The 24,619-nt window shown below is 71.2% G+C and carries 20 protein-coding genes; 5 read left to right on the top strand and 15 right to left on the bottom strand.

The features are described from left to right. Nucleotides 1-4: 4 nt before the first annotated feature. From ACFSL2_RS18185 to ACFSL2_RS18150, 8 genes are all read right to left on the bottom strand, one after another. Nucleotides 5-1,030 carry a glycoside hydrolase family 3 N-terminal domain-containing protein gene (locus ACFSL2_RS18185; RefSeq protein ID WP_377199186.1) on the bottom strand — a complete coding sequence of 342 codons (1,026 nt, stop codon included), beginning with the start codon at nucleotides 1,028-1,030 and terminating at the stop codon, nucleotides 5-7. A gap of 364 nt (nucleotides 1,031-1,394) precedes the next feature. Next, nucleotides 1,395-2,510, bottom strand: coding sequence for a threonine aldolase family protein (locus tag ACFSL2_RS18180; RefSeq protein WP_377199185.1), 1,116 nt, complete (start codon nucleotides 2,508-2,510; stop codon nucleotides 1,395-1,397). A 110-nt stretch (nucleotides 2,511-2,620) separates the two neighbouring features. Next, nucleotides 2,621-3,406: an ABC transporter ATP-binding protein gene (locus ACFSL2_RS18175; RefSeq protein ID WP_377199184.1), complete on the bottom strand. Its 786-nt coding sequence runs from the start codon at nucleotides 3,404-3,406 to the stop codon at nucleotides 2,621-2,623. Then, nucleotides 3,403-4,506 (bottom strand): ABC transporter ATP-binding protein, encoded by a 1,104-nt coding sequence (locus ACFSL2_RS18170; RefSeq protein WP_377199183.1) that lies wholly within the window; start codon nucleotides 4,504-4,506, stop codon nucleotides 3,403-3,405. The genes ACFSL2_RS18175 and ACFSL2_RS18170 overlap by 4 nt, the downstream gene beginning before the upstream one ends. Beyond that, nucleotides 4,496-5,482, bottom strand: a complete 987-nt coding sequence (locus tag ACFSL2_RS18165) for a branched-chain amino acid ABC transporter permease (protein WP_377199182.1) — start codon at nucleotides 5,480-5,482, stop codon at nucleotides 4,496-4,498. Before ACFSL2_RS18165 ends, ACFSL2_RS18170 begins: the two co-directional genes overlap by 11 nt. Before the next feature lie 13 nt (nucleotides 5,483-5,495). Beyond that, entirely contained in the window at nucleotides 5,496-6,929 is a 1,434-nt protein-coding gene (locus ACFSL2_RS18160; protein ID WP_377199181.1) for a branched-chain amino acid ABC transporter permease, read from the bottom strand. A 320-nt stretch (nucleotides 6,930-7,249) separates the two neighbouring features. Then, the gene (locus ACFSL2_RS18155; protein WP_377199180.1) at nucleotides 7,250-8,530 is read right to left on the bottom strand and encodes an ABC transporter substrate-binding protein; all 1,281 of its coding nucleotides are present in this window, start codon (nucleotides 8,528-8,530) and stop codon (nucleotides 7,250-7,252) included. 258 nt (nucleotides 8,531-8,788) lie between these two features. After that, on the bottom strand, nucleotides 8,789-9,643 hold the full coding sequence (locus ACFSL2_RS18150; protein WP_377199179.1) for an aldo/keto reductase: 855 nt from the start codon (nucleotides 9,641-9,643) through the stop codon (nucleotides 8,789-8,791). Nucleotides 9,644-9,881: 238 nt separating this feature from the next. Here ACFSL2_RS18150 and ACFSL2_RS18145 point away from each other — a divergent pair, with 238 nt between their 5' ends. Both ACFSL2_RS18145 and ACFSL2_RS18140 read left to right on the top strand, forming a co-directional pair. Next, the gene (locus tag ACFSL2_RS18145; RefSeq protein WP_036971009.1) at nucleotides 9,882-10,085 is read left to right on the top strand and encodes a cold-shock protein; all 204 of its coding nucleotides are present in this window, start codon (nucleotides 9,882-9,884) and stop codon (nucleotides 10,083-10,085) included. Nucleotides 10,086-10,279: 194 nt separating this feature from the next. After that, the gene (locus tag ACFSL2_RS18140) at nucleotides 10,280-11,032 is read left to right on the top strand and encodes a hypothetical protein (protein WP_377199178.1); all 753 of its coding nucleotides are present in this window, start codon (nucleotides 10,280-10,282) and stop codon (nucleotides 11,030-11,032) included. 27 nt (nucleotides 11,033-11,059) lie between these two features. Here the strand turns inward: ACFSL2_RS18140 and ACFSL2_RS18135 are convergent, their stop codons facing one another. Beyond that, nucleotides 11,060-14,929: a TM0106 family RecB-like putative nuclease gene (locus ACFSL2_RS18135; protein ID WP_377199177.1), complete on the bottom strand. Its 3,870-nt coding sequence runs from the start codon at nucleotides 14,927-14,929 to the stop codon at nucleotides 11,060-11,062. Nucleotides 14,930-15,073: 144 nt separating this feature from the next. Between ACFSL2_RS18135 and ACFSL2_RS18130 the strand changes: the two genes are divergently transcribed. Then, nucleotides 15,074-16,252, top strand: coding sequence for an excalibur calcium-binding domain-containing protein (locus ACFSL2_RS18130; RefSeq protein WP_377199176.1), 1,179 nt, complete (start codon nucleotides 15,074-15,076; stop codon nucleotides 16,250-16,252). A gap of 106 nt (nucleotides 16,253-16,358) precedes the next feature. Here the strand turns inward: ACFSL2_RS18130 and ACFSL2_RS18125 are convergent, their stop codons facing one another. The 4 genes from ACFSL2_RS18125 to ACFSL2_RS18110 form a co-directional block, all read right to left on the bottom strand. Further along, nucleotides 16,359-17,714: a hypothetical protein gene (locus ACFSL2_RS18125; protein WP_377199175.1), complete on the bottom strand. Its 1,356-nt coding sequence runs from the start codon at nucleotides 17,712-17,714 to the stop codon at nucleotides 16,359-16,361. Continuing rightward, complete coding sequence (locus ACFSL2_RS18120) at nucleotides 17,711-18,550, bottom strand: SigE family RNA polymerase sigma factor (protein ID WP_377199174.1); 840 nt, start codon at nucleotides 18,548-18,550, stop codon at nucleotides 17,711-17,713. Before ACFSL2_RS18120 ends, ACFSL2_RS18125 begins: the two co-directional genes overlap by 4 nt. Before the next feature lie 166 nt (nucleotides 18,551-18,716). Next, entirely contained in the window at nucleotides 18,717-20,138 is a 1,422-nt protein-coding gene (locus ACFSL2_RS18115) for a hypothetical protein (protein WP_377199173.1), read from the bottom strand. Further along, nucleotides 20,135-20,800, bottom strand: coding sequence for a SigE family RNA polymerase sigma factor (locus tag ACFSL2_RS18110; RefSeq protein WP_377199172.1), 666 nt, complete (start codon nucleotides 20,798-20,800; stop codon nucleotides 20,135-20,137). The genes ACFSL2_RS18115 and ACFSL2_RS18110 overlap by 4 nt, the downstream gene beginning before the upstream one ends. Nucleotides 20,801-20,912: 112 nt before the next feature. On the opposite strand from ACFSL2_RS18110, the gene ACFSL2_RS18105 reads away from it, so the two are divergent. Together ACFSL2_RS18105 and ACFSL2_RS18100 are read left to right on the top strand one after the other, a co-directional pair. Beyond that, a complete protein-coding gene (locus tag ACFSL2_RS18105) occupies nucleotides 20,913-21,710 on the top strand; it encodes a response regulator transcription factor (RefSeq protein ID WP_377199171.1) in 798 nt (265 codons plus the stop codon). Next, nucleotides 21,707-22,732, top strand: coding sequence for a sensor histidine kinase (locus tag ACFSL2_RS18100; protein ID WP_377199170.1), 1,026 nt, complete (start codon nucleotides 21,707-21,709; stop codon nucleotides 22,730-22,732). The genes ACFSL2_RS18105 and ACFSL2_RS18100 overlap by 4 nt, the downstream gene beginning before the upstream one ends. Nucleotides 22,733-22,820: 88 nt before the next feature. Here the strand turns inward: ACFSL2_RS18100 and ACFSL2_RS18095 are convergent, their stop codons facing one another. Both ACFSL2_RS18095 and ACFSL2_RS18090 read right to left on the bottom strand, forming a co-directional pair. After that, the gene (locus tag ACFSL2_RS18095) at nucleotides 22,821-23,636 is read right to left on the bottom strand and encodes an amino acid ABC transporter ATP-binding protein (RefSeq protein WP_377199169.1); all 816 of its coding nucleotides are present in this window, start codon (nucleotides 23,634-23,636) and stop codon (nucleotides 22,821-22,823) included. Then, complete coding sequence (locus ACFSL2_RS18090; RefSeq protein ID WP_377199168.1) at nucleotides 23,633-24,604, bottom strand: amino acid ABC transporter permease; 972 nt, start codon at nucleotides 24,602-24,604, stop codon at nucleotides 23,633-23,635. The genes ACFSL2_RS18095 and ACFSL2_RS18090 overlap by 4 nt, the downstream gene beginning before the upstream one ends. Between the last annotated feature and the right edge of the window lie 15 nt (nucleotides 24,605-24,619).

Raw genomic sequence — 24,619 nt, 5'->3', positions numbered from 1 at the left:
CTCGTCAGAGTGCGGCTTTGGCCGTGACGACCCGGGCCGCCGCCGCGTCCACCTTCGCGGCGAAGTCCGGGTCGTCACGTGCCGTCCGGAGCAGTGCGTCCACCATCGCCGGGGCGACCGAGGGCCGGGCCGAGGCGAGCACCAGGTCCACCCCGGCGTCGACGGCGCGCACCGCCCGCCTGCCCGCCGGAACCTCCTGGACCTGGGCTGCCGCGGACAGGTCGTCCGAGATGACGACGCCGTCGAAGCCCAGCTCACGCACCAGGCCCACGACGACAGGGCTGAACACTGCCGGGTTCTTCGGGTCGATCTCCGTGTAGACCGCCGACGACATCATGACGAGCCCGGAGCCCGCCTCGACGCCGGCCTCGAAGACGGTTACCGACGGGGCGTCCGCACCGGTGACCGTGTCGGTCACCCCTGCCGTGTCGTCGGTGTTGCCGGTGACGCGGCCCAGGCCCGGGAAGTGCTTGATCGACGTCTGCACGTCCGCGTCGCGCTGTCCCCGGGCGAACGCGTTGCCGTGCTCGACCACGGACCGGGCGGTGTACCCGTAGTTGCGCCCGAACGCGCCGATCGGCGCGTTCGACGATGCCGTGGCCCTCGGCACGAGATCGAGCACCGGCGCCAGGTTGAGGTTCACCCCGGCGGCGGCGAGCTCGTCGCCCCAGGCCCGGGACCGCGACCTCAGCTCCGCGGGGGTCAGCTCGGCCTGGTCGAGTGCGCTCGGGATGTCGCTGAAGCCGGGTCCACGGAGCACCTGCACGGCGCCGCCCTCCTGGTCGGTCGCCACGAAGAGCGGCACCTTGTCCGCGGCGGCGTCGACGGCGGCGGCCACCAGGTTCTTCACGGGCTGCCGGCCGGCCGTGGTGCGGCCGTGCAGGAACACCCCGCCGATCTGCTTCTCCCGGAGCATGGTGAGCGTCGGCTGGAACGGTCCGCCGACGGGAAGGCCGACCATGACGAGCTGGCCCACCTTCTCCCGCAGGGTCCAGTCGGCCAGGACCGTCAGGTCCGGGGCGCCGGGCACCGGTTCACCGCCGGGCCGAGTCGTCGGCCCGGCGGTCGGGTTCGCGGTGGGGTTCGCGGTCGGACTCGCTGGGGGGCTCGCAGTCGCGCTCGCGGCAGGGCTCCGGGGTGACGCGCTCCCCGACGAAGCACCCGGACCGGACGGCGCGGTGCTCGACGGAGCACCCTGCTGCGCGTCCGACCGGGCAGGTTCGGGCAGGGTCGTCGGATCAGGCTCCGCCGTCGGACCGGTGCAACCGGTCGTCAGGGCCGCGACCAGCAGGGCCGCCGTCGCGAGAGCGCCACGCGGGTGAGACCGGGTCATGCACCTCAGTCTCACCCACGTGTCCACGTCGCGCGCAAGCAGGCGGCGCGCCCGGAACCGCTCAGAGCACGTCGCTGAGCGCCCGCACGAACCCGTCGACGTCCGCCTCGGTGGTGTTCCATGCGCACATCCAGCGCACCTCGACGCGGTCCGGCGTCTCACCAGGCGCCCAGTCGTAGAACCGCGCGTGCGCACGCAGTCGGTCCGCAGCCGGACGGGGCAGGGTCGCGAACACGACGTTCGCGTCGGTGGGGCAGGTGATGCGGACGATCTCGGTCAGCTCTGCCGCCTCGACACCCGCGCGCAGGCGCGCGGCCATCGCGTTGGAGTGCGCGGCGTTGCGCAGCCAGAGCGGCGCGCCCTCCCCGGTGCCGGACGTCGGCGTCCCCGGCTCGCCGAGCAGGGCGAGAAGCTGCGCCGACACGAACCGGGTCTTCGACGCGAGCTGCATCGTGGCCTTGCGCAGGTACGGCACGGCCTCGGCGAGCCCGGCCGCCGCACCGCCGGACCCGCCGGAGCCCGCCGCGCCGTCGGCCAGCACCACGACCGCCTCGCCCAGCATGCCGCCGTTCTTGGCCGCGCCGAGGGACACGATGTCCACGCCGACGTCACTGGTGATCTCCCGCAGCCCGACGCCGAGGGTGGCCGCCGCGTTCGCCAGGCGTGACCCGTCGACGTGCACGCGCAGGCCGACCGAGTGGGCGGTGTCGGCGAGGAGCTTGAGGTCGGCAGGCGAGTAGACGGTGCCGAGCTCGGTGACCTGGGTGAGGCTCAGTACCGCTGGCTGTGCGCGGTGCGCGTTGCCGAGGTCGCCGGCGTAGCGGTCCACGGCGTCGGGCCCGATGCGGCCCTCCACGCTCGGGGCGGCCAGGATCTTGAGGCCACCGACCCGTTCGGGTGCGCCGTTCTCGTCCGTGTGGACGTGCGCGACGTCGCTGGCGATCACGCCGCCCCAGCGCGGGGTGGTGGCCATGAGGCTGATGACGTTGGCGCCCGTACCGTTCAGCACCGGGAAGATGCGGGCGTGCTCACCGAACACCTCGGTGGCACGTTCCTGGAGCCGGACAGAGACCGGGTCGTCGCCGTAGGAGACCGCGGCCCCGTCGTTCGCCGCGATGATCGCGGCCATGACCTCGGGGTGGACGGGGGCGTAGTTGTCGGACGCGAAGTGCTGCACGCCCCTATTCTCCCCCCGCCCCTTCCCGCCCCTTCCCGCTGAGTGCTGGGTATCTGTCGTGCGGAACCGATTCCGACGCACAAATACCCAGCACTCAGCGGGAGGGGTGGTCAGGAGGCCTTGTCGACGTCCTCCGCCAGCGTGCCCAGGTACAGCGAGATCACCTTGGGGTCGGCCTGGAGCTCCCGGCCGGTTCCGGTGTGCGCGTCCGTACCCTGGTCCAGCACGTAGCCCCGGTCGCAGATCTGCAGGCAGCGGCGGGCGTTCTGCTCCACCATGATCACGGACACGCCGGCCTTGTTGATCATGCGGGTGCGCAGGAACGTCTCGTCCTGCCGCACCGGCGACAGGCCGGCGGACGGTTCGTCGAGCAGCAGGACCGACGGGTTCATCATGAGCGCACGGGCCATCGCGACCATCTGCCGCTCACCACCCGACATGGCGCCCGCTCGCTGCGAGCGCCGCTCCCCCAGGTTGGGGAAGAGGTCGGTGATGAACTCGAACCGCTCCCTGAACGTCCTGGGGCGCAGGAACACGCCCATGCGCATGTTCTCCTCGACGGTGAGCGAGGGGAACACGTTGTTGTTCTGGGGCACGAACCCGACGCCGCGCTCCACGAGCCGGTTCGCCTTCATGCCCGTGATGTCGTCGCCCTCGAGGACCACCTTGCCGCTGTGGATCTTCACGAGCCCGAACAGCGCCTTGAGCAGCGTGGACTTGCCGGCGCCGTTCGGGCCGATGATGCCCACCAGCTCGCCCTTGGCCACCTCGATGGAGCAGTCCTGGAGGATGTTGACGCCGGGCACGTAGCCCGCGACCAGGTGCTCGGCACGCAGCAACAGCTCGGGGGTCTTCGCCTCGGCCTGCTGCGCCTGGGAAACGGTCGCCTCGCTCATCGCTTCTCCTCCTCGGCCTCGAGCCGGGCCAGCACTGCGGGGTCGAGCAGCGCGTCGTCACCGAGATCGGTGTCGTGGTGGGCGCCGAGGTAGGCGTCCACCACGGCCTGGTCCTGCATCACGCTCTCCGGCGGTCCTTCGGCGACGATGCGTCCCTCGGCCATGACGACCACCCAGTCGGAGATGTGCCGCACGGCGTGCATGTCGTGCTCGACGAAGAGCACGGTCATGCCCTCGTCCCGCAGCGACTGGACGTGGCCCAGCAGCGACTGCACCAGGGCAGGGTTCACGCCGGCCATGGGTTCGTCGAGCATGATCATGGTCGGGTCGGTCATGAGTGCCCGGGCCATCTCCAGCAGCTTGCGCTGGCCGCCGGAGAGCGACCCGGCGAAGTCGTCCTTCTTGGCGGCAAGGTTGAACCGCTCGAGGATCCCCAGGGCCTTGGCCGTGTTGCGCTTCTCCACGCCCGACCACAACGGCCGGAACAGGGAACCGAACAGGTTCTCGCCCGGGTTCCCGGGCGCGGCGAGGAGCATGTTCTGCAGCACGGTCAGCCGGGACAGCGCCTTGGTGAGCTGGAACGTGCGGACCATGCCGGTGCGTGCCAGCTTCGCGGCGCTCGTCCGAGAGATCTGCCGGCCCTCGAACTCCCACTTGCCCTGGTTGGGCTTGTCGAACCCGGTCAGCAGGTTGAAGAACGTCGTCTTCCCTGCCCCGTTGGGTCCGATCAGCGCCGTGATGGCGCCGCGCTGCACCTCCAGGTGGTCCACGTCGACGGCGGTCATGCCGCCGAAGCGGCGCTGCACGCCGGTGGCCGTGAGGATCATGTCCGGCTTGGCGACGCCGACCTTGGGGTCCACCCGGCTCAGCGTCTCGGTCACCTTCTGGGCGGCCGCACTGCGCTCGGGTGTCGCCGCAGCGACCTCGGCCGCCGCCGCCGAGCCGATCAGCTCGTCGGAGTCGGCCGGGTCAGGGGTCTCGGCGGCGTCGGCCGGGGCGGCCTCGACCGACTCGGCCGTCTCGACCGGCACAGCGGTCTCGACCGGTCCGGCGGTACCGGCCTGCTCGCCAGGCTCGTTCTCGTTCTTGTCAACGGACATCGAAGGCGAGCTCCTTCTTGTTTCCCAGAATTCCTTGCGGCCGGAAGATCACGATGCACATCAGCGCGACGCCCACCATGAGGCCGGCCAGGTGCTCCACGTTCTCCGCGGGCATGATGTCGGTGAGGCCCGCCCGCATGCCGGTACGGAGCAGCATGTAGACGAAGAAGAACAGCATCGAGCCGAGCACCGGACCCCACAGCGTGGCCGCGCCACCGAGCAGCATGACGGTCCAGACGAAGAACGTCAGCGTGCGGCCCATGTTGTCCGGGGCGACGGATATCGGTAGCACGAACAACATGCCTGCCAAGGATCCGGCGATGCCACCAAGGATCAGCGCCTGCATCTTGTAGGAGAAGACGTTCTTGCCGAGGGCGCGCACCGCGTCCTCGTCCTCACGGATCCCCTTGAGCACCCGGCCCCACGGGCTGCGTGTGATGAGCCAGACCAGGAGCACGGCGACCAGCACGAGGCCCCACGCGAAGATCCGGGTCCACCAGGAGTCCGAACCGTTGTGGATGTACTCGAGCGGCCCGATCGCCGTGCGACCGTCCGGCAGCGGGGAGAGGTCCTGGAAGGTGCCCTTGTAGGAGGTACCGGCCAGGCCTGAGGCGCCGCCCGTGTACTCGGCCCAGAGCGTGGACCGCCCGGCGAACCGGATGATCTCCGCGGCGGAGATCGTCACGATCGCCAGATAGTCACCGCGCAGCTTCAGCGTAGGGAAGCCGAGCAGGACCGCGAGCAGCGCGCCGGCAGCCGCCGCGATGAGAAAGGCGAGCCAGAACGGCGCACCCTCGACGGTGGCGATGGCGAACCCGTAGGCCCCCATCAGCATGAAGCCGGCCTGGCCGATGTTCAGCAGCCCGGTGTACCCGAAGTGCAGGTTGAGCCCGATCGCCGCGAGGGCGTAGGCAGCGGTGGCGGGCGCGACCAGCTGGGCGAGCGCCTGGATGAGGATACGAGTCAGTTCGTCCATGACGATTCTCCTTTCAGCCGACCCGCACGGCGCGGCCGAGCAGGCCCTGGGGCCTGACCAGCAGCACGAGGATGAGGATCAAGAGACCCGACGCGTACCGAAGGCTGCTCGGCATGCCGGGGATGAGGGTGGACATCTCGACCACGAGGCCGATCACGATCGATCCGGCCAGGGCGCCGAACGCGGTGCCCATGCCGCCGAGCGTCACGGACGCGAACATCAGGAGCAGCAGGATCATGCCGAGCGTCCAGGTGAACGAACCGAACGAGATGGCCAGCAGCATGCCGGACAGGCCGGCCAGGCCGGTGGACATGGTCCAGACGATGCGGACGATGCGGTCCGGGTTGATGCCGGTGGCCGCCGCCAGCGCCGGATTGTCCGACACGGCACGGGTGGCGCGTCCGATCCGCGTCTGCGTGAGGAACCAGGCGATGACACCGATCACGCCCAGGGCCACGAGCATCGACAGCCAGGACGCGGCGCTCAGGGTGATGCCGGCGATCTCGACCGGGCGGGCGTTCGACGGCAGCACACGCTGCGACCGGCCGCCGATGAACATCTGGATCACGTACTGCAGCGACATCGACAGACCGATGGTCACGATCATCAGCTGCATGACGGGTGTGCCACGTTTGCGCAGAGGTCCCCACAGGACGACGTCCTGCAACCACCCCGTCGCGGCACAGATGACGATCGTGGCGAGGACGGCGGCCCACACGGGCAGGCCCCACCAGTTGATCGAGATGAATCCGAGCAGGGCGCCGAGCGTCACCTGCTCACCGTGCGAGAACGTCGAGATGCCGGTGGTCCCGTAGATCAGGCTCAGGCCCACGGAGGCGAGCGCGAGCAACAGGCCGAACCGGATGCCCGAGCCGAACTGCTGCCAGACCTGGCTGAAGGCGGGCCACCCGGACACGTTCTCGGTGCTTCCCTCGGCTCCGATACCGCTGGCGTCGGCTTCGTCGTCGCCGCCTCCGGCCGTGGTCTCCGAGGGCTCCGTGGTGGAGCCGGTCTCCGCAGGGGCCCCACCCTCCACGATGCGGAACGCGCCGCGCGCCGTCGAACCCAGCTGGGCGACGACCGTGCGCTCCGGGACGTTCGAGCTCATGCCGTCGGGCACCGTCGCCGGGTCCACGGTCAGGGTGTAGCTGCCCACCGTCGGGACCGCGACGGATACCGGCCCGTCGGTGGAGGTGACGACGCCCTCGAACTCCGGGCCGGCGATCGTCACGTCGACACCGGGTACAGGGTCGTTGTTCTCGTCGAGCACGATCGGGGAGACGCACGCGGTCGTCCCGTCAGGGGTGCAGTCGGTGGCAAGGTCCGCACTGGCTGCGGCGGCAGGTGCGGCGAGCATCGCCGCGCTCGCGGTCACGGCCGCGAGCACCGCCACGCCGACGGCGAGGGTTCGCCGCGCCGCGGACGCGATAGGTCGGTCGGCTGTCATGTGCCGGGTCCTCCGTGGTGTCAGGGGCAGGCGCCGGGGTTCTCCCGGTTCCATCGTTCTCCCCGTGATGTAGCAGCCCTGAACGGGCCGTGTATCGCAAGGGTTTTCACAAGCGTGCCGGAAGTGTAGCCGTGGTTTGTGTCACATCTGGCGGGGCCGTGTCACACGAAAGCGCTAGCATCCGGCTCCTCTCCGCCCATGCGTCAGTGCCCTGGGCGGGGTACGACGACGGCCCGGTCACCCTCCGCTCGGAAGGCGATCGGGCCGTCGTCGTCAGGTGATGGCCGACCGTGGCCGGACAGTCACCAGGGAGGCGCGGACTACTCCGCGACCTTGCCCTCGATGGACCGCGCGAAGACGTTCACGTTGTCCTTGTTGTACTCGTAGACGCCGATGAGCGCGGACGTCGGGTCGTTCTGCTCGTTCAGCGGACCCACACCGGACTGACCCTTGTAGTGGATCTCTTCACCGGCCTCGAGAGCCGCGACGCCCTCCTCGAACGAGGTGACCTCGGTGCCACCCTCGGCACCGGAGACCGCCTTGATGTTCTCCGAGATGGTGGCGCCGTCGGTGCCCTCACCGCGGACCGCGGCGAGCGCGGCCAGCATCACGGCGTCGTAGGACTCGGGACCGTAGGAGTAGTCGTCGAGCGGGCTGCCCTCGTTCTCCTCGTACCAGCCGCTCAGCCGCTCCCGGAACTCCTCAGGAGCCTGCGCACCGGGGATGGTGCCGACGACGCCCTCGAGCGTCCCGGGGTCGAAGTCCTCCTCGTACGACGCGGTGTTGCCGTCGCAGAAGTACGTGGTGCCCTTGAAGTCCCAGTTCTGCGCGATGAGCTCCGAGACGATCGCCTTGGTCTCCTCGAAGGCGATGACCGCGATGGCGTCCGGCTTGGACGCCATGGCGTCCGTGACGATCGAGGAGAAGTTGCTCTCGCCAGGGGGGAACTCGTTGCCGCCACCGGTGGCGCCGTACACGACCTCGCCACCGCCGGCCTCGATGGCCTGCTGGACGTTGTCGCGCAGACCGGTGCCGTAGGCCTCGTCCTGGACGATCATGGCGACCTTCTGGTGCCCGCCGTCGAGGATCAGAGACCCGAGAGCCGCTCCCTGCACGGTGTCCGGCGGTGCGGTGCGGGTGAAGAAGTCGCTCGCACCCGAGAGGTCGGTCGCCGTGTTGGCGGGCGAGATCTGCATGACGCCGGCCTCGGTGAACTGGTCCACCACGTTGAGGCTCACGGCCGACGACGCGGCACCGATCACGACCTGGGCACCCTTGCTGATCAGGTCGGTAGCGGTCTGCTGCGCAACGCTGGTGTCCGTGGTGTCGCCGGAGTCGCCCTGCTCCAGGCTGACGTCGTTGCCGAGCACTCCGCCGGCGTCGTTGATGTCGTCGATCGCCAGACCGACACCGGCGACCTCGGGCGGGCCGAGGAAGGCGAGCGTGCCGGTGAGCGGAAGGATGGTGCCGACGATGAGCGGATCCTGCGAGCCGGCATCGTCGCCGCCGCCAGTCTCCGTGGTCGTGGAGCAGGCCGCGAGGCCCACACTGAGGACAGCTGCGATCGCGAGACCGCGCGCCGCCGTGGAACGTCGAATCATTGCGCTGTTCCCCTTCGAGCGGGAGTGAACCTGACGTGGCGACTTGCCTCGTCGTGGCGATGAACGTAGCCACCTTGTGTGACACGAGTGTGTCTAGTCCGTCACACCGACCCGATCGTTACGAGGATGTTACCCAGGCGTGCGGCACACCAAGAATTGGGGCGAAAACAGGGCTCGAATGAGCAAAAGGAATGGGCCGGCAGCGGCGGCGCGAGGCTCATTTCACCGCCCCGACGCACACCGCCGCCGACCCGCCGGTCAGCTCCTGAACTGCGTGAACGCTGCGGTCGCCGGGTCGGAGCCGATCCGCCCCTCTGGCGTGTCCAACGCATTGATATCGGACATCTGCGCCTCACTGAGCGAGAACGAGAACAGGTCGATATTCGTCGCCATTCGCTCCGGGTTGATCGACTTCGGAATGAGGATCACCCCGTGCTGCACCTGCCAGCGGAGCACGACCTGCCCGGGGGTGACGCCCAGCTCGTTCGCGATGCGGACCACCGCCGGCGCCTCCAGGTCGGCGCCCTGCCCCAGGGGTGAGTACGCCTCGGGGACGATGCCGCCGGCCCGGGTGCGCTCGACCGTGGCGGGCTGCCGGAAGGTCGGGTGGAGCTCGACCTGGTTCACGGCCGGCACCACGTCCGTCTCGCTGACCAGGCGGTCGATGTGCTCGGGGAGGAAGTTGGAGACACCGATGGCCCGGACCGCGCCGTCGGCCAGCAGCTTCTCGAACGCACGCCAGGTCTCGACATAGAGGTCGCGGCTGGGCGCGGGCCAGTGGATGAGGTAGAGGTCGACGACGTCGAGCCCGAGCGCCTGCCGGCTGTTCTCGAAGGCCCGCAGGGCGTTCTCGTAGCCCTGGTCGCCGTTGCGCAGCTTCGTGGTGACGAAGATGTCCTCGCGCGGCACGCCCGACGCCCGGACGGCCGCGCCGACACCTTCCTCGTTGTAGTAGGCGGCGGCCGTGTCGATATGCCGGTAACCCAGCTCGATGGCGGTCTCGACGCACGCTTGCGTGCCGTTGTCGGGGACCTGGAACACGCCCAGGCCCACCTGTGGAATTTCGACGCCGTTGTTGAGCGTGACGGACGGGATGTCGGTGGCAGCGTTCATGTCAACCGTTCTAACACCCGCTCCGAGCACCGTCGATGGCAGCCCAGGAGGTGGGCTTGACACGGGCTTGGCGACACTTCGACGTAAGTCACTCAAGATTGATCGGGCTTTCCTGGCCGCGGGCAGGTAGGGTGGTAGGTGTTGCAGTGCCTCGATCGTTCTTCCGTGAGATGACGACGACACCGTGATTACTGCGATCCCGACGGTCGGGGTCGTCGCCTCATGCAAGGAGCAGTACATGGCATTCGGAACCGTCAAGTGGTTCAACGCCGAGAAGGGCTTCGGGTTCATTGCACCCGAGGACGGTGGGCAGGACGTGTTCGCCCACTTCAGCGCGATCCAGTCGAGCGGCTACCGCTCGCTGGAGGAGAACCAGCGCGTCGAGTTCGACGTGAAGCAGGGCCCCAAGGGCCTTCAGGCGGAGAACATCCGCCCGATCTGATCCCTTCAGAATCTTCGCAGCCTCCGCGGTGAGCTCGTCTGAGCTCGTCGTCGGCTGTACGACGTCGGCCCGGTCACCTTTCGAGGTGACCGGGCCTTCGCCATTTCATCCGGTGGACCTGACGGTCCGATGCGGAACCGTTGGACCAGGCCGGGCGTTCCCCACCTGGACCGTCACCTACGAAGGACGACATCATGGGCTTCCTCGACCGACTGCTCGGCCGCGAGCCGCGCGAACAGATCCCCGGCATGTACCAGGGCGGTAGCGCCCCTCGGCAGAACTACCGGCAGCAGCGGGGCCAGACCCCCGAGTACGGCACGGCGCCCGTCTACGGCTCCGCCGCGAGCACGGGCCGCAGCGAGGACGAGGTGGCGATCGAGCGTTACCGCTACCTGCTCCGCACCGCTCCGCCGGACCAGGTCGAAGAGGCGCACGCCGAAGCGTTCGCCCAGCTCACACCCGAGCAGCGGAGGCAGGTCCAGGACCAGCTGAGCGAGACGGTTCCGCCGAACGAGCGCGCGACGTCGGACCAGCCGCGCGACCTGGCCCGGATGGCGACCCGCGCGGAGATGCGGAATCCCGGGACGCTCGAGCGCAACTTCGGCGCGAGCCGGGGGCCGGGTTTCGGCTCGATGCTCGGCGCGAGCATGCTCGGCACGATCGGTGGCATGGTGATCGGCTCGGCCGTCGCAGACATGATGTTCGGCAGCTCCTTCGGTGACCCGGCGCAGGACTTCGCCGGGGGCGAGGAAGGCGGCGGTGCCGAGGGCGGCGGCGAGGAAGCGGGCGGCGACCCTGGTGCCGAGGCCGGCGCCGAGCCGGTCGAGGCGTCAGGCGGCGACGCCGGAGGCGACGCGGGTGGTGACGCCGGCGGCGGGTTCTTCGGCGACATGTTCGGCGGCGGTGGGGACTTCGGCGGCGGAGACTTCGGCGGCGGGGACTTCTAGACCGAGTCGGTCCGACGGTGGTCTCGATCAGGCTCCGATGAGACGCAGGAACCCTCCGAGCTCCATGAGGCGCCGGACCCCGTCGGCGTCCAGGTCACCTGGCAGGTAGTCGGTGATCCGGGGTGACGAGACCACCACCGCGCGCCATTGTGCGCGCGAGACCGCCACGTTGATGCGGTTGCGCGACAGCAGGAAGCCCATGCCACGGGAGACGTCCTCGGGTGTCGACGCGGCGAGCGTCAGGATCGCCACCGGCGCCTCGCGCCCCTGGAACATGTCGACGGTGCCGACCGGTACCTCACCGAGGCCGACCGCCCGCAACGCCTGGCGCACCAGGTGGACCTGTGCGTTGTACGCGGCGACCACCACGACGTCGTCGGGTCCCAGTGGACGGGGCGGACGGTCGCTGCCCGGTATCCACTCCCGGCCGAGCACCTCCTGCACCTGCCGCACCACCTCGGCCGCTTCCTCGGGCGACGACGTCGAGCGTCCCTCGTGCGGGACCGGGACGTGCACCACACCGGGCGGCACGCCGTCGAGCGAGCGCGTGGTCGTGACCGGGTTGGCCGAGAGCCGGCCCGCATAGGACAGCTGGGAGACGGCGGCACAGACCTCGGGGTGCATGCGCCACGACTCGGGCAGCAGGTAGCCGAGCCCTTCGGGGAGCACCGACCGCCCGGCGGCGAGCCAGGCGAGCGCCGACTTGTCCACGGGTTCGGGGTGCTTTCCCTGGCTGACCTGGGGAAGCTGTTGTGGGTCGCCGAGGAGCAGGAGCCGCTGCGCGGACCGGCCGACGGCGATCGTGTCGGCGAGCGAGAACTGCCCCGCCTCGTCGATGACCAGCAGATCGAGGCCTTCGGCGGGCCACCGCTCGTGCGCGAAGTCCCACGCGGTGCCGCCCACGACACAGCCGCCGGCGCTGCTCGCCGCGCAGTCCGCGAGCTGAGCGCTCGTCAGCTCGCGCCACGGCGGGGCGGCGCCGCCGTCGGGGCCGCCCTTCGCCCGCTGCTTCTTCGCCACCTGCTCGACCGGAACGCCCGCCTTGTCGACGATGGCGCTCAGCATGTTCTCGACCGCCGCGTGCGACTGGGCGACGACGCCTACGCGCCACCCTGCGCCGACCAGCTTCGCGACGACGTGCGAACCGACGTGCGTCTTGCCGGTACCGGGTGGCCCCTGCACCGCGAGGTAGGAGTGGTCCAGCCGCTCGACGGCCGCGTACACGGCTGCCTCGAGGTCGAGACCGCCGTCCCCTTCCCCACCGAGCGCGGGCAGGGCAGCGCCGGGCTGGGCAGCGCCGGTCGACGAGCCGACCAGCCGCGGCGGGCGTCTGCGCAGCAGGTCGACCGCGGGGCCCTCGGGCAGCGTGCGATCCGCGCGCCAGGTGGCGAGCGCCGTGCGCGCAGCGTCCTCGATCGCGCACTCCTGTGCGTCATGGGCGGGTCCAGGCTGGGGCGCGAGGGCCACGGGCACCTGCTCGTGCGGTTCCGCTCCCCCGGACAGCCGCTCCCGCAGGATGAGGACGTCGCGCCCCCGTGGCACGTCCTCCCGGGTGCCGTCCGGTTCTCGCACCTCCACGACCACACCGCCGGAGTGCTCGCCCCGCACCGCCCGCGCCTCCAGGTCGTGGCGGCCGCGAGGCAGGGCGACGGGCGGCACCGGCTGGTCGTACAGCACGTACACGGCGTCACCGTCACCGAGGTCGGACCCGTCGACCCGAGAACCGTCGAGCATGCGGCCCACCAGCTCGAGCTCCCGGGTGGGCAGCCGGTCCCGCCCCACCACGCTCCACTCGCGCAGCACGGTCGAACGTTCCACGTGGAACGTCGACCGCCGACCGGGCCATTCGTCGAGCGGCAGCTCCAGCCGGGCGTAGTGCTCCAGCCAGAACGGCTTGGCCTCGCGCTGGTAGTACCCGACCGCTGCACCCAGCAGCGCGAGCGCCTGGACGTCGAGCGAGCGCTGCCCACGGTCGTCCCCGACCAGCCGGGAGATCTCCTCGCCCAGTGCCAGCCGACGTTCCCGTCCTTCGCGCCGAGCCATGGCCCGAGGCGACTCGTCCTCGACCTCGGAGTCGGTCGGCACGCCCCGCTCGACGTTCACCTCGTCGCCGACGCCGGCGACCTGGGCGGGCAACCGGTCGTCCTGCGGGGCCACGGGCAGCGAGAGCGCGCGCACGTCCTCGCTGCTCCCGGCAGGACCGACAGACCCGGCCGAGGCCCGCGCAAACCTCAGCCAGTCCAGCAACCGCAACGTCGACCGGCAGTCGTACTCGTTGTAGTCCAGGATTCGTTGCTTGAGCTCGGCAGCCCGTTCTGCCCCGTCGGCGGCCAGCTTCGCGTATTCCGCGTACTCTGTGACCGAGGCCGTCGCACTCGTGACACCCTCGCGTGCCGGGTCGTCCTGCATGTAGAGCGGCTCGAGCTTCTTGATCGACTTCGACCGGTTCGAGATGCGCAGGGACGGCCGGACCACGGCGTAGAGATCGACCAGCACACCGTCCCGCAGCAGCTGGTCCACCTCGTCCTCATAGACCCCGTGCCGCGCCGCGATCGAGAGCAGGTGGGTCTTCTCGTAGGCCGCGTAGTGGTAGACGTGCAGGTCGGGATATGTCGCGCGGCGCTCTTCGAGGTAGTCCACGAACTCGACGAGCGCGGCACGCTCCCCGGCCAGGTCGTCGGCCCAGAGTCCGTGGAAGGGTGGGGCCGCGTCGTCGGGGCCAGGGCGTTCCACCCAGCCGAAGAGGTAGTCGAGGCCCATGGCCGGCGCCTGGTCGTCACCGGGCAGGCGCGCGGCCTCCCAGAGCGGGTCGCCCTCGAAGTCGAAGAACACGTCGCCGGGACTGGGCGGCGGCAACCGGTCGATGGCCTCGGCCGCGACGAGCTGCCAGCGCAGGCGCGCGTCGGGTCCGTCCGGGTCGACGCCGTCGGGCACCTGGTCGAGAGCGACCGAGCCGTCGCCGTCGTCGAGCCCGAGCTGGAGGCGCGCCTGGGCGCGCAGCCCGGCGAAGCGGGCGGCGGCCATACCGTCAGGCGGCTCCTCGGCGACGGCGAGCGCGTCGATGGTCGAGAGGCCCGCCGCCGCCAGCTTCACCCGCTGCGCCCCGTAGACGCCGCCGACGAGCAGCACGTCGCGGTCGGCGGCTGCGGCCTCCGCGCAGTCGGGACAGTCGCGGAGCCTGCCGCAGACCAGGTACCGGTCATCCGCCCAGCTCACCGGAGCGTCGTCGGCCACGTGGGCGTCGAGGACCTCGACGAGCCGGGCACGCCGCTGACGGAAGACGGGCAGCAGGTCGGCGAGCCGGTGCGACGTGAGCTCCCCCGTGGCGAGCACGAGGTGCACCTCGGACGTCGGGTCGATCCGAGCCTCCAGCAGCTGGTCCGCGTAGGCGGCCAGCTGGAGCAGCGCGCGCACCTTGGTGCGGCGGGCGAGCTTCGAGTCGTGCACGGCGTACCGCGGCTGCCGGGCGAGCCCCGGCTCACCGAGCGGGTCCCGCACCAGGAAGTCGGCCCGGCCGTGGAACCTGCCGTCGAAGAACGACGCCTGGTAGACCACGTCGGCGCCTTGCTCCATCGCGGCCAGCGTGCGGGCGTGCGCGTCGACCAGCTCGTCACGTACCATCCGGCCCGCCGGCGGAACCTCGAGCACCCCGCCCGGGCGACCGTCCTGTGCCGGGCCGAACCGGCGGAGGTGGCCCTCGAGGACGCGGCGCTCGTGGTCCTCGCCCAGGGCCGCGGTGCGGGCGAGCATCTCGTCCTCCTCCCGGGCCCGGCGCGGACTGCGGCCGAGGAGCTCGTCGAGGCGGCGCAGCAGGCGGAACTCGCACTCGCCGGCGATCACCAGGTCGCTTGCCGAGTGCACGAGAGTGCCGGGGTCGTCACGCTCCAGGAGGAACATGCCCCCAGGTCTACCAGTGACCTCTGACACGAGCGCGCTACTGTCGTCGTGTCAGGCGGTAGATATGTCCGGTTCGGCCCCTTGTTCTGGCGCCAACCCGCCTGAATGGCCGATAGTGGGGCCGACCGTATCGAAGGAGCAACCATGCCCGTGCGCTTCAACCCGCCTCCGGGTTGGCAGGTGCCCCCGGGATTCCGGCCCGACTCCACCTGGGCGCCCGACCCGTCGTGGCCTCCGGCCCCGCCCGGCTGGAACTACTGGGTCGAGGGACCCACGCCGCCGCCCGCTGTCGAGGACCGTGCCGCGCCACCCGCGCCACCCGCACCGCCGGCACCCCCCGGGGCGTCCAGCTCCGGCCCCGTACCCGTCTCGGACCCCGCCGAGCAGGAAGATGCCGGTGCGGACACGAGGACCGTCGCGATCCAGGTGGTCGACGCCGCAGCCGGTCGCCCGGCCCCTGCCATGTCGGCGGCGGACGCCATGGGCGCGACCATGACGATGGCGCCGATCGGCGCTCCGCCGGCGCCGGGGGCACCCCGCCCGGGCTCCGGTCCGCAGCCCGTCTACCCGCCCCAGCCCAGCACGGCGCCACCACCGCCCCCACCCACGGACGGGCCGAGCACCGGTCCTGCCGCGGGCGTCCTCGCCGCGCTCAAGGGCCTGGGCGGCAGACGGTCCGATCCGGCCGCCGACCCGTCGTCGGCGAACGGGCCCCGCACCGGTCCCGGTCCCTTGAGCATCGACGACGCCGGGCCCGCACCGATGGCTGCCGGCCCCGTGCAGGTCGCGCCGGCCAGGCCGCACCCCGGTCCGTCCGGGCGGCAGAGCGGTTCGCGCCCCCCGGGTGCCGGGCTCATGGTCGCGATCGCCGTCGCCGGCATCGCGCTCGGCGTGATCGTCGGCGTGGTCGTCACGGCGGGCCAGCAGGCCGACGCCAACCAGGCGATCACCGACGCGCAGGCCCTCCGGTCGGAGATCGACGCGGAGCGGGCCGATATCGAGTCGCGGCTCAACCAGGTCAAGAAGCAGCGGGACGAGGTCGCCGCGCGCGAGCAGGCACTGGGCGAGCGCGAGGCGCAGCTCGAGGAGCGGGAGAAGGCGCTCGAGCAGCAGATACAGCAACAGCAGCAGCAAGAGGAGGAGGAGAGGCAGGAGGACGAGGAGGACGGGAACGGCAACGGCCAGAACCCGGGCACCGTCTTCTACTGGAACTGCGACGCGGTCCGCGCCGCCGGTGCCGCTCCCCTCTCGAACGGGCAGCCCGGATACCTGCCGCACCTCGACCGCAACGGCAACGGTGTCGCCTGCGAGGACGGGGAGTAGCGGTAGAAAGAGAGCGGGCCGAGGCAGATCCCCAGATTCTGCCTCGGCCCGCTCGTGTGTTCCCGGCCCACGCCATCTCCCCAGACGAGACGCGGACCGGGAAGTATCAACCCCCGAAGAGTCCCTCCAGGAGTTCACCGAGGCCGAGGGGATCCTCGTTCTCGGGAGGTGTGGTGGGCTCCTTGGTGGGAGCCGGGTCGGGCGTCGCCTCGCCGGACGGCGTGGGTTCGCCCGCCGTGGAGGCAAGCTGCAGGGCTTCGCTCAGGTCGATCAGGCACAGCCGCCAGACGTCGGCGTCCACGCCCTTCGGCGCCTGCCCGAAGGACTTGCCCGTGAGGTGCTCGGGTGCGGTCCACCCGCTGTCGGCGCGCTGCGCGACGCAGGCCTCCATCGCGGGGACCTCGTTGGCCTGCGCGTCCTCGACCAGCATCGGGGCGAGCTCAGCGACCATCGGCGCGGGCTCCGCGGCCTGCGGCTCGTCCACGGACTTGTCGGCGACGTCGTGGATGACCGCGCACTCGGGCGACGTGCTGCGGCACCATGAGGCACTCCACGTGTCCTCGTTCGAGTAGATGAACCCCCGCGGCTCCGCGGTCGCGCGGTCCACCTGCAGCACCCGCATCCACACGCTGCCGTCGCCGAGCACGTCGAACGGGTTCACCCGGAGCGACGCACCCGCTTCGGGAGCGCCGGACTCCTCGTCGGGCTCCGGTGCCGCGTGCGCCCCCTGCGCGCCCGCGGCACCACCGGTCAGCGGGTCGTCGAAGACCAGGAACTGGTCACCCGCCGTCGCCGCGGACGAGAAGCCGAACACGAGCGCCGGCCCGCCGCCGAACGGCAGGACCATCGCGTCGGACGTGACACCGCGCCAGAGCAGCGTGCCACCGAGGTTCCCCTGGCGAAGGTTCTCCAGGGCGGTGTCACCACCGGCGAGCACCTCCAGGTCCGTGGCGCTGTGGCGGCCGTCGATCTTCGCGAGGGTCACGACCGCGAGGTAGCGGTCGCCGCCGCCCGCGTCCAGACCGAGGTCGAGCACCACGGTGTCCCGGTCGACGCGGTACGACGCGGGTTCCGCGACGGTGCGCACACCCGGCGCGAGGTAGGCGAGCTCCGTCTCCGGCTTCGCCTCCGGGATATCGGTGGGCGACGGCGAGGGCGGGTGCACGTCGACCTCGGCCTCGCCGAGCGTCGAGGCCCCGTCGGTGCTCTCCACCTCGACGGGGGCGTTGCTCCAGAGGCCCGGGATGCCCGGTAGCGCACCCGCGGCGCCTGCCCCCGCGGTGGCGAGCGCCAACGTCGAAGCCAGGGTCACGCCCGCCCGCCGCGTGGCGTGCTTGCGGCGGCTCGACCGCAGCACCCGGTCCAGATCGAGGGTCGACGCGGGTACCGCCGCGTGGGCCGACTCGCGGACCCGCGTGACGAATTCGTCGTCGGGGGTGCCGTGGGAGTGGTTCGTGTTCATCGGGTTCCGCCCAGTGGATCGGCGTCGAGGATCGCGCGCAGGTGGGCGAGGCCGCGCGAGGCCGTGGACTTCACGGTGCCGAGAGGGATGCCGAGCTCGCTCGAGACCTCGGACTCCGACAGGTCCAGCAGGTGCCGCAGCACCACGACACGGCGCTGCTTCAGCGGGAGACGCAGGAGGGCGCGCACGACGGCGTCGCGATCGTCCACGGTGCGCGTGGGCATCCTGGCCGCCGCCCGAGCGACGCGGGCATCGTCCTGGGGCAGGTCGTCGGGCCCGGTCAGGACCTCACGCCGCGTGCGCCGCCAGGCGTCGATGCGCAGGTTGGCCAGCACACGACGGGCGTAGATCAGCGGGTCGCCCTGCCGCGCCTTGTGCCAGTGCCGGTAGCACCGCTCGAAGGTCTGCTGGGTGAGCTCCTCCGCACGGTGCGCATCACCGCTCAGGAGGAACGCCATCCGGTGGAGGGGATCCCTGGCCTCTCGCATGAACGCGGTGAACTCTTCGTTCTTCGAGATCTGTGCGTTCCTGCGCGCGTGAGTGGCCGTAGGCCGGTCTGTCCGCACGGGCAGCGAGGTTACGTCATCGGCGGCCGCCGACCCACCTCGGACCAGTCTGAGCGACCGGGTCGCGGGCACGGGATCGGTCTGTGCCGGGGCGCTGTCCGACTCCGGCTCCGGCGTCGTCGTGGTGGAAAGGGAGTCTGGGGTGTTCTGCTCGGTGGTCACGTTCTCCAGGTCGTCCGCAGAGCTGGAGTCGGCGCGCACGACGTACAGCGTCACGGGCTCGGGGACCCGGGACTCTGGCGCTGGTGCGCGCGGACTCGTGACTGTCACGAACGGAACACGGGCCAGCCGGGGTGAAGGTTCCATCCGGTTTCGCGAATTTCCTCGGAACCGGTGTGACCCGGGTCACCGACCGCACGACGAAGGGCACGTGTCAGACGGGCAGATCACTCGCGTGACCTGCGCGTCCGACACGTGCCCGAGGCTGCGGTTCCGGTCAGCGCCGGAAGTCGAGCGACCCGAGGAAGGTGTGCAGGTCCTTCCAGCCCTGCTCGCCGCCGTCGAAGTCGACCACGAGGAACAGGTTCTCGCCCTGGTCCGCCTGGTGGAGGTAGATGCTCGCGGTGTAGTAGTCCGGTTCTCCGTCCACGTTGTTGAGCACCGGCTGCACCTCGGCGTAGTCGGCGCCCGGGACCTTGATGAGCTGGGACGTCGGCGCCGACATCGTCTGGCTCCACCAGTTCCCGCCAGGCTTGCCGCCCTGCACGTAGACCCGCTCGTACGACGTCGTCTCCCGCGCCGCGCGCGCCTTCTCCTTCTCGGAGGCGTCGGTCCAGAGCTCCAGCGTCGCCGCGTCGATACCCGGCGTCACGTGCGTGACGGTCCTGCCGGTCCACTCGACGCCCGGTGAGAACTGCCCATCGGTCGGCTCGGAGCTCCAGCCCTTCGGCACCGCGAACTTCAGGTCGTTGTGCTCGGTCTTCGTCCAGCCCGCCGGGACGCCCGGTTCGACCGGGTCCAGCACCGGGGTCTCGAACTGGGGCTTGTACCAGTCGGGCTCCCCCGCGTCCTTGAGCCAGAGGTTGCCCACGAAGTTCCGCAGCATGGCCTCGCCCTGCGCGTTCGCCCGGAACCGGGTCTCGATGACCCAGCCCTCCGCACCGCTCCGGATCCGGATCGTCGCGGGACGGACCTTGCCCTCGCGCTCGTGCTGCTCGATCACGACGAGGTCGGCACCCTCGATGTCCAGCGTCATGGCCCCCGAGTCGCGCGAGGGCACCGTCCAGTCGGCAACATCGGTCACGTTGCGCAGCTCGAGCGCCGCGTCCACGTCGTCGATGCTCATGTCGAGCGTGCTGGGCTCGACGCTCATCGCTCGCGGGTCGTCAGGGTCCAGGAACCCGGCCACCCCGCCTGCGTTGACGTCACCGACCGCCGACCACCCACCCGGCGGGACCTCGTACCAGAGCCCGCCAAGGATGTACGGGGCATGTCCGGGACCGTCCACCACGCCACGCTCGACGCCCGGCATCACCGGCAACGTTCCCCCGCCGGTCTTCATGAGCACGGCGGGCGCGTCCTCCGGCGCGCCGCTCGGGCTCGCCGAAGGGCTCGGCGTGGCCGACGGCGAGCCGCTCGCCGGAGCCGACTCGACGGACGTCCGGTCCGTGCCCGGCAGGGGCTCCTGCCGGTCCGCGTAGATCGCACCGGCCGCGCCGATGCCCGCACCGGTCAGCGCGAGCGCCGCGACACCAGCCGTCGCCGCGACCACTATCCGCCGCCGGCGCACGGCGCGCACCGCCCGCGTCGCCATGGCGGCGCCGTCCAGCGACCGGGGCGGGTCGATGGTGGAGCCGGCCGCGCGGAGCCCGGCCAGCATCGCCGCATCCTGCTTCGCGTGGATGTCGTGCACGTTCATGATCGGCTCCTCTCGCCGTCGGAGCCCACGAGGGTGCGCAGGCGTGCCAGGGCTCGTGAAGCAGTGGACTTGACCGTGCCGGCAGAGATGCCGAGCTCCGACGCGGTGTCGGACTCGGAGCGGTCGAGGAGATAACGCAGGACCACCACGCGTCGCTGCTTGACCGACAGCGCCATGAGGGCGCGGACCAGGCGGTCCCGCTCGGCCAGCTCGGCGTCCGACGCCGGAGCGCTCCGCTCCGCGGTGTTGCTCGCCGGGTCGTCGGTGAGCACCTCACGCCGGGTACGGCGCCACGTGTCGATGCGTGCGGTCGCCAGCACACGCCGCGCATACGCGAACGGGTCGCCGTCGCCGACCTTCTTCCAGGCCTTGAACGTGCGCTCGAGCGCGAGCTGCACCAGGTCCTGTGCCCGGTGCTGGTCGCCGCACAGCAGGTAGGCGATCCGGTACAGCGCCGGCGTGCTGGCCTGCGCGAACGCCGTGAAGTCCGCGACGGGGTCCACGCCGCTCCGGACGACCGCGATCTCGCCGGTGCCAGGCTGTACGGCTGGACTCACCGCTACCTCGCTCATCCGGAACACCGCCCGGAGCTGGGGCCGGGGACGTGCCCCGGCACTGGTGCGCGGCGCCGTGCGCGCCGCTTCGTGTACGTCATGCACCATAGACGCAACCCAGGACCACCGGGGTTCCGCTCTTCTGCGAACCGGTTCTTACGAGATGCTGACGATCGCACTCCGCACCGGGTTCCTGCCGTCGTCGCCCGTACCCTGAGGCGTGGCCCGAGTTCTCGTGATCGACGACGACGCCACCGTCGCCCAGGTGGTCGTCGCCTACCTGGAACGCGCCGGCGTGGTGGCGGAGCATGCCGCCGACGGCCCGGCCGCGCTGACGGCCGCCGCGACCAACCCGCCCGACGCCGTGGTGCTCGACCTCATGCTGCCCGGCATCGACGGGCTGGAGGTGTGCCGCCGCCTGCGCGCTGCCCGCGCCGACCTGCCCGTCCTGATGCTCACGGCCCGGGGCGAGGAGGAGGACCGCGTGCTCGGCCTGCAGATCGGCGCCGACGACTACGTGGTCAAACCCTTCAGCCCCCGGGAGCTGGTGCTGCGCGTGCAGTCGCTCCTGCGCCGCGCGGGGACCGCCGTCGCCCCGGCAGCGAGCGCCCCCGGGACGTCGGCGCCGCCACCGCCGGCCGGGAGCCCGGTGCCCGCTCCGCGGCCGGCGGCCACCCTGTACGACGGCGACCTGCGCCTCGACCCGACAGCGCACCGCGTCACCCGTTCCGGCACGGAGCTGCAGCTCACCGTGCGCGAGTTCGAGCTGCTGCGCTGGTTCCTCGCCCATCCGGGGCAGGTGCACGACCGGGAGGCGCTCATGCGCGGCGTCTGGGGCTGGGAGTACGGCGACCAGTCCACGGTGACGGTGCACGTCCGGCGCCTGCGCGAGAAGGTGGAGGCCGACCCGTCCCGGCCCACGCGCCTGGTGACCGTCTTCGGCGTCGGCTACCGGTGGGACGCGACACCCCCCGCGGGGCCGGGCACCGGCGCGCCGGGGCCGGGAGGTGCCGCATGAACGACCTCGAGGGCGTCGCCCTGTCCGTCTCCGTCGCCGCCGGGGTAGGGGCAGTGGGCGTCATCGCCCTGTTCGCCCTCGCCAGGCGCCGGGTGGCGCTCGCCGCGACCCTCGCCCCGCTCGTGGTGGTGGGATCGGTGGCGGCGGGCGTCTACGCGAGCGCGCGGGCGATGTTCCTGTCCGACACCGACTCCACGACCGTCCTGCTGCTCCTGCTCGCGACCGTGCCGGTGGCGCTCGCCGTCGGGCTGGTGCTGACGGCCCGGATCCGGACGGTCACCACGCAGGCCGCCGCGGAGAAGGCGGCCGCGGAACGCGACCGCGAGGTCGAGGTGCGGCGCCGCGAGATGGTGGCCTGGGTGTCGCACGACCTGCGTACCCCGCTCGCCGCGGTGCGCGCCCTGGCGGAGGCCCTGGAGGACGGCGTGGGGCCGGTGGAGGAGCACGTGCCCCGCATCCTGGCGGAGAACCGGCGGATGGCCGCGATGGTCGACGACCTCCTGGCGCTCTCCCGTCTCCAGTCCCCCACGGCGACGCTGCGGCGGGAGCCCGTGGCCGTCGCCGACCTCGCCTCCGACGCGATCGCGGCCGCGCAGCCGCTTGCCGACTCCGGCGGCGTGACCCTGGCATGGAACGTCACGGACCCGGTGGTGACGTCGCTGGACGCCCAGCAGGTCGGGCGGGCGCTGGAGAACCTGCTGGTGAACGCCATCCGGCACACGGGTCCCGGCGGCACGGTCCACGTCGCGGTGACGTGCGAGGAGGGCGGTGGCGCGGCTCCGACCGTGGTGATCGCCGTCGAGGACGAGTGCGGCGGCATCCCGGAGGCCGATCTGGGCCGCGTGTTCGAGGCGGGCTGGCGCAGCTCGGGCGCCCGCACGCCGGAACGGGGCGACAGCCCGGGAAGCGGAGCGGGCCTCGGCCTCTCCATCGTTCGTGGAGTGGCCGAGGCCCACGGAGGTACGGCGAGCGTCGCCAACGTGCCGCGCGGATGCCGTTTCGACCTCCGCCTCCCCGCCTGACTCCAGCGTCGAGTGCTGGATGTTGAGTGCTGGATATCTGCGGGCTGAAAGGTCTCCATCCCGCAAATAGCCAGCACTCAACGGACAGTCAGAGGACGTGCGAGAGGAAGTCCCTCGTGCGCTCTTCCTTCGGGTTGTCCAGGACCGCGCTCGGCGGCCCGGACTCGACGATCATCCCGTCGTCCATGAACACGACGTGATCGGCGACCTCACGGGCGAACCCGATCTCGTGCGTCACCACGATCATCGTCATGCCGGACTTCGCCAGGTCCTGCATCACCGACAGCACCTCGCCCACGAGCTCCGGGTCGAGCGCCGACGTCGGCTCGTCGAACAGCATGAGCTCGGGGTCCATCGCGAGCGCCCGGGCGATGGCGACGCGCTGCTGCTGACCGCCCGAGAGCTGTGCCGGGTAGTGCTCCATCCGGTCGGACAGCCCCACGCGCTCGATGAGCTCCAGCGCGCGCTGCTTGGCGGCCTTCTTCGACATCCCGCGCACCTGTACGGGCGCTTCCATGATGTTCTCGAGCGCCGTCATGTGCGGGAACAGGTGGAACCGCTGGAACACCATGCCGATGCGCGAGCGTTGCTTGGCGACCGCCCTGGGGTGCAGCCGGTGCAGCGTTCCCTTGGCGTCCTTGCGGTAGCCCATGAGCTCGCCGCCGACCTGCACCGAGCCGCCGGTGATGTCCTCCAGCTCGTTGATGCAGCGCAGGAGGGTGGACTTGCCGGACCCGGACGGGCCGAGGATGACCGTGACCTCGCCGCGCGCGACGTCGAGGTCCACCCCCTTCAGGACGTGCACGGCGTCGTGCCCGTGGCCGAAGACCTTGTGGACGGCCCGCACGCAGACCATGTCCGCGGCGTTGGCCGGCGCCGCGGCGGAGTCGGTGACCGTACTCATGGCGTCACCTCCTTGTTGACGTCCTCATGTACCGTCCCGGCGGCAGCGATGGCGGCCTGTCTGCCGTCCGTCGGCCCCTTGTTCCGGCCCCGGCGCCCGGTGGCCGTGCCGAACCCGCGTCCGTAGTACTGCTCCAGGTAGTGCTGGCCCACCATCAGGATCGAGGTGATCAGCAGGTACCAGAGCGCCGCGATCACCAGCAGCGGGATCGGCAGGAAGTTGCGGTTGCCGATCGCGCTGGTCGCGTAGGTCAGCTCGAGCGTGAACGGCACCGCGACCACGAGTGATGTGGTCTTCAGCATCGAGATCGTCTCGTTGCCCGTCGGCGGCACGATGACGCGCATGGCCTGCGGCAGCACCACGCGGCGCATGATCTTGCCGTCCTTCATCCCGAGCGCCTTGGCCGCCTCGGCCTGGCCGGGGTCCACGGACGTCAGCCCGGCGCGCACGATCTCCGCGAGGTACGCGGACTCGTTGAGCGCAAGACCCAGCAGGGCTGCCCAGAACGCGGTGATGACGTCGTCCGTCCGGAACGTGAAGAACTCCGGCCCGAACGGGATACCCAGCGACAACCGGGGGTAGAGCACCGCCAGCAGCCCCCAGAAGATGAGCTGCGTGTAGATCGGCGTGCCGCGGAAGAACCAGATCCAGACCCAGCTCACCCACCGCATCACCGGGTTGTCCGACCGGCGCATCATCGCGAGCGTGACGGCCAGCACGACGGCGATCGCCATGGACGCGAACGTCAGGATCAACGTCCACATCACGCCGCGCAGCACCACGACGTCGCGCAGGTAGAGCCAGACCACGTCCCAGCGGAAGTTCTCGTTGGTGATCAGCGCGTTGGCCGCCATGGCGGCCAGCACGACCACGACCGCGGCCGCGACGAGGCGGCCGGGCCGCGGCACGGGCCGCGCGTGGATCCGGTTGGGCACAGGGTCGGCCACCGGAGTGTTGCTGGAGCTCATCGCACCCCTCTTCTC

Source organism: Promicromonospora aerolata (assembly GCF_042682255.1).
Lineage (GTDB): Bacteria > Actinomycetota > Actinomycetes > Actinomycetales > Cellulomonadaceae > Promicromonospora > Promicromonospora aerolata.
The sequence above is the reverse complement of the archived record's forward strand: the minus strand, read 5'-3'. Positions and strand labels throughout refer to the sequence as shown.

Bases quoted from the DNA above. Each gene is read 5' to 3' on its own strand.
- ACFSL2_RS18160 (WP_377199181.1), bottom strand. From the start codon at position 6,929: ATGACAGCCGACCGACCTATCGCGTCCGCGGCGCGGCGAACCCTCGCC.
- ACFSL2_RS18175 (WP_377199184.1), bottom strand. From the start codon at position 3,406: ATGAGCGAGGCGACCGTTTCCCAGGCGCAGCAGGCCGAGGCGAAGACC.
- ACFSL2_RS18140 (WP_377199178.1), top strand. From the start codon at position 10,280: ATGGGCTTCCTCGACCGACTGCTCGGCCGCGAGCCGCGCGAACAGATC.
- ACFSL2_RS18165 (WP_377199182.1), bottom strand. From the start codon at position 5,482: ATGGACGAACTGACTCGTATCCTCATCCAGGCGCTCGCCCAGCTGGTC.
- ACFSL2_RS18170 (WP_377199183.1), bottom strand. From the start codon at position 4,506: ATGTCCGTTGACAAGAACGAGAACGAGCCTGGCGAGCAGGCCGGTACC.
- ACFSL2_RS18100 (WP_377199170.1), top strand. From the start codon at position 21,707: ATGAACGACCTCGAGGGCGTCGCCCTGTCCGTCTCCGTCGCCGCCGGG.
- ACFSL2_RS18095 (WP_377199169.1), bottom strand. From the start codon at position 23,636: ATGAGTACGGTCACCGACTCCGCCGCGGCGCCGGCCAACGCCGCGGAC.
- ACFSL2_RS18130 (WP_377199176.1), top strand. From the start codon at position 15,074: ATGCCCGTGCGCTTCAACCCGCCTCCGGGTTGGCAGGTGCCCCCGGGA.
- ACFSL2_RS18125 (WP_377199175.1), bottom strand. From the start codon at position 17,714: ATGAACACGAACCACTCCCACGGCACCCCCGACGACGAATTCGTCACG.
- ACFSL2_RS18150 (WP_377199179.1), bottom strand. From the start codon at position 9,643: ATGAACGCTGCCACCGACATCCCGTCCGTCACGCTCAACAACGGCGTC.
- ACFSL2_RS18145 (WP_036971009.1), top strand. From the start codon at position 9,882: ATGGCATTCGGAACCGTCAAGTGGTTCAACGCCGAGAAGGGCTTCGGG.
- ACFSL2_RS18155 (WP_377199180.1), bottom strand. From the start codon at position 8,530: ATGATTCGACGTTCCACGGCGGCGCGCGGTCTCGCGATCGCAGCTGTC.
- ACFSL2_RS18110 (WP_377199172.1), bottom strand. From the start codon at position 20,800: ATGGTGCATGACGTACACGAAGCGGCGCGCACGGCGCCGCGCACCAGT.
- ACFSL2_RS18115 (WP_377199173.1), bottom strand. From the start codon at position 20,138: ATGAACGTGCACGACATCCACGCGAAGCAGGATGCGGCGATGCTGGCC.
- ACFSL2_RS18135 (WP_377199177.1), bottom strand. From the start codon at position 14,929: ATGTTCCTCCTGGAGCGTGACGACCCCGGCACTCTCGTGCACTCGGCA.
- ACFSL2_RS18090 (WP_377199168.1), bottom strand. From the start codon at position 24,604: ATGAGCTCCAGCAACACTCCGGTGGCCGACCCTGTGCCCAACCGGATC.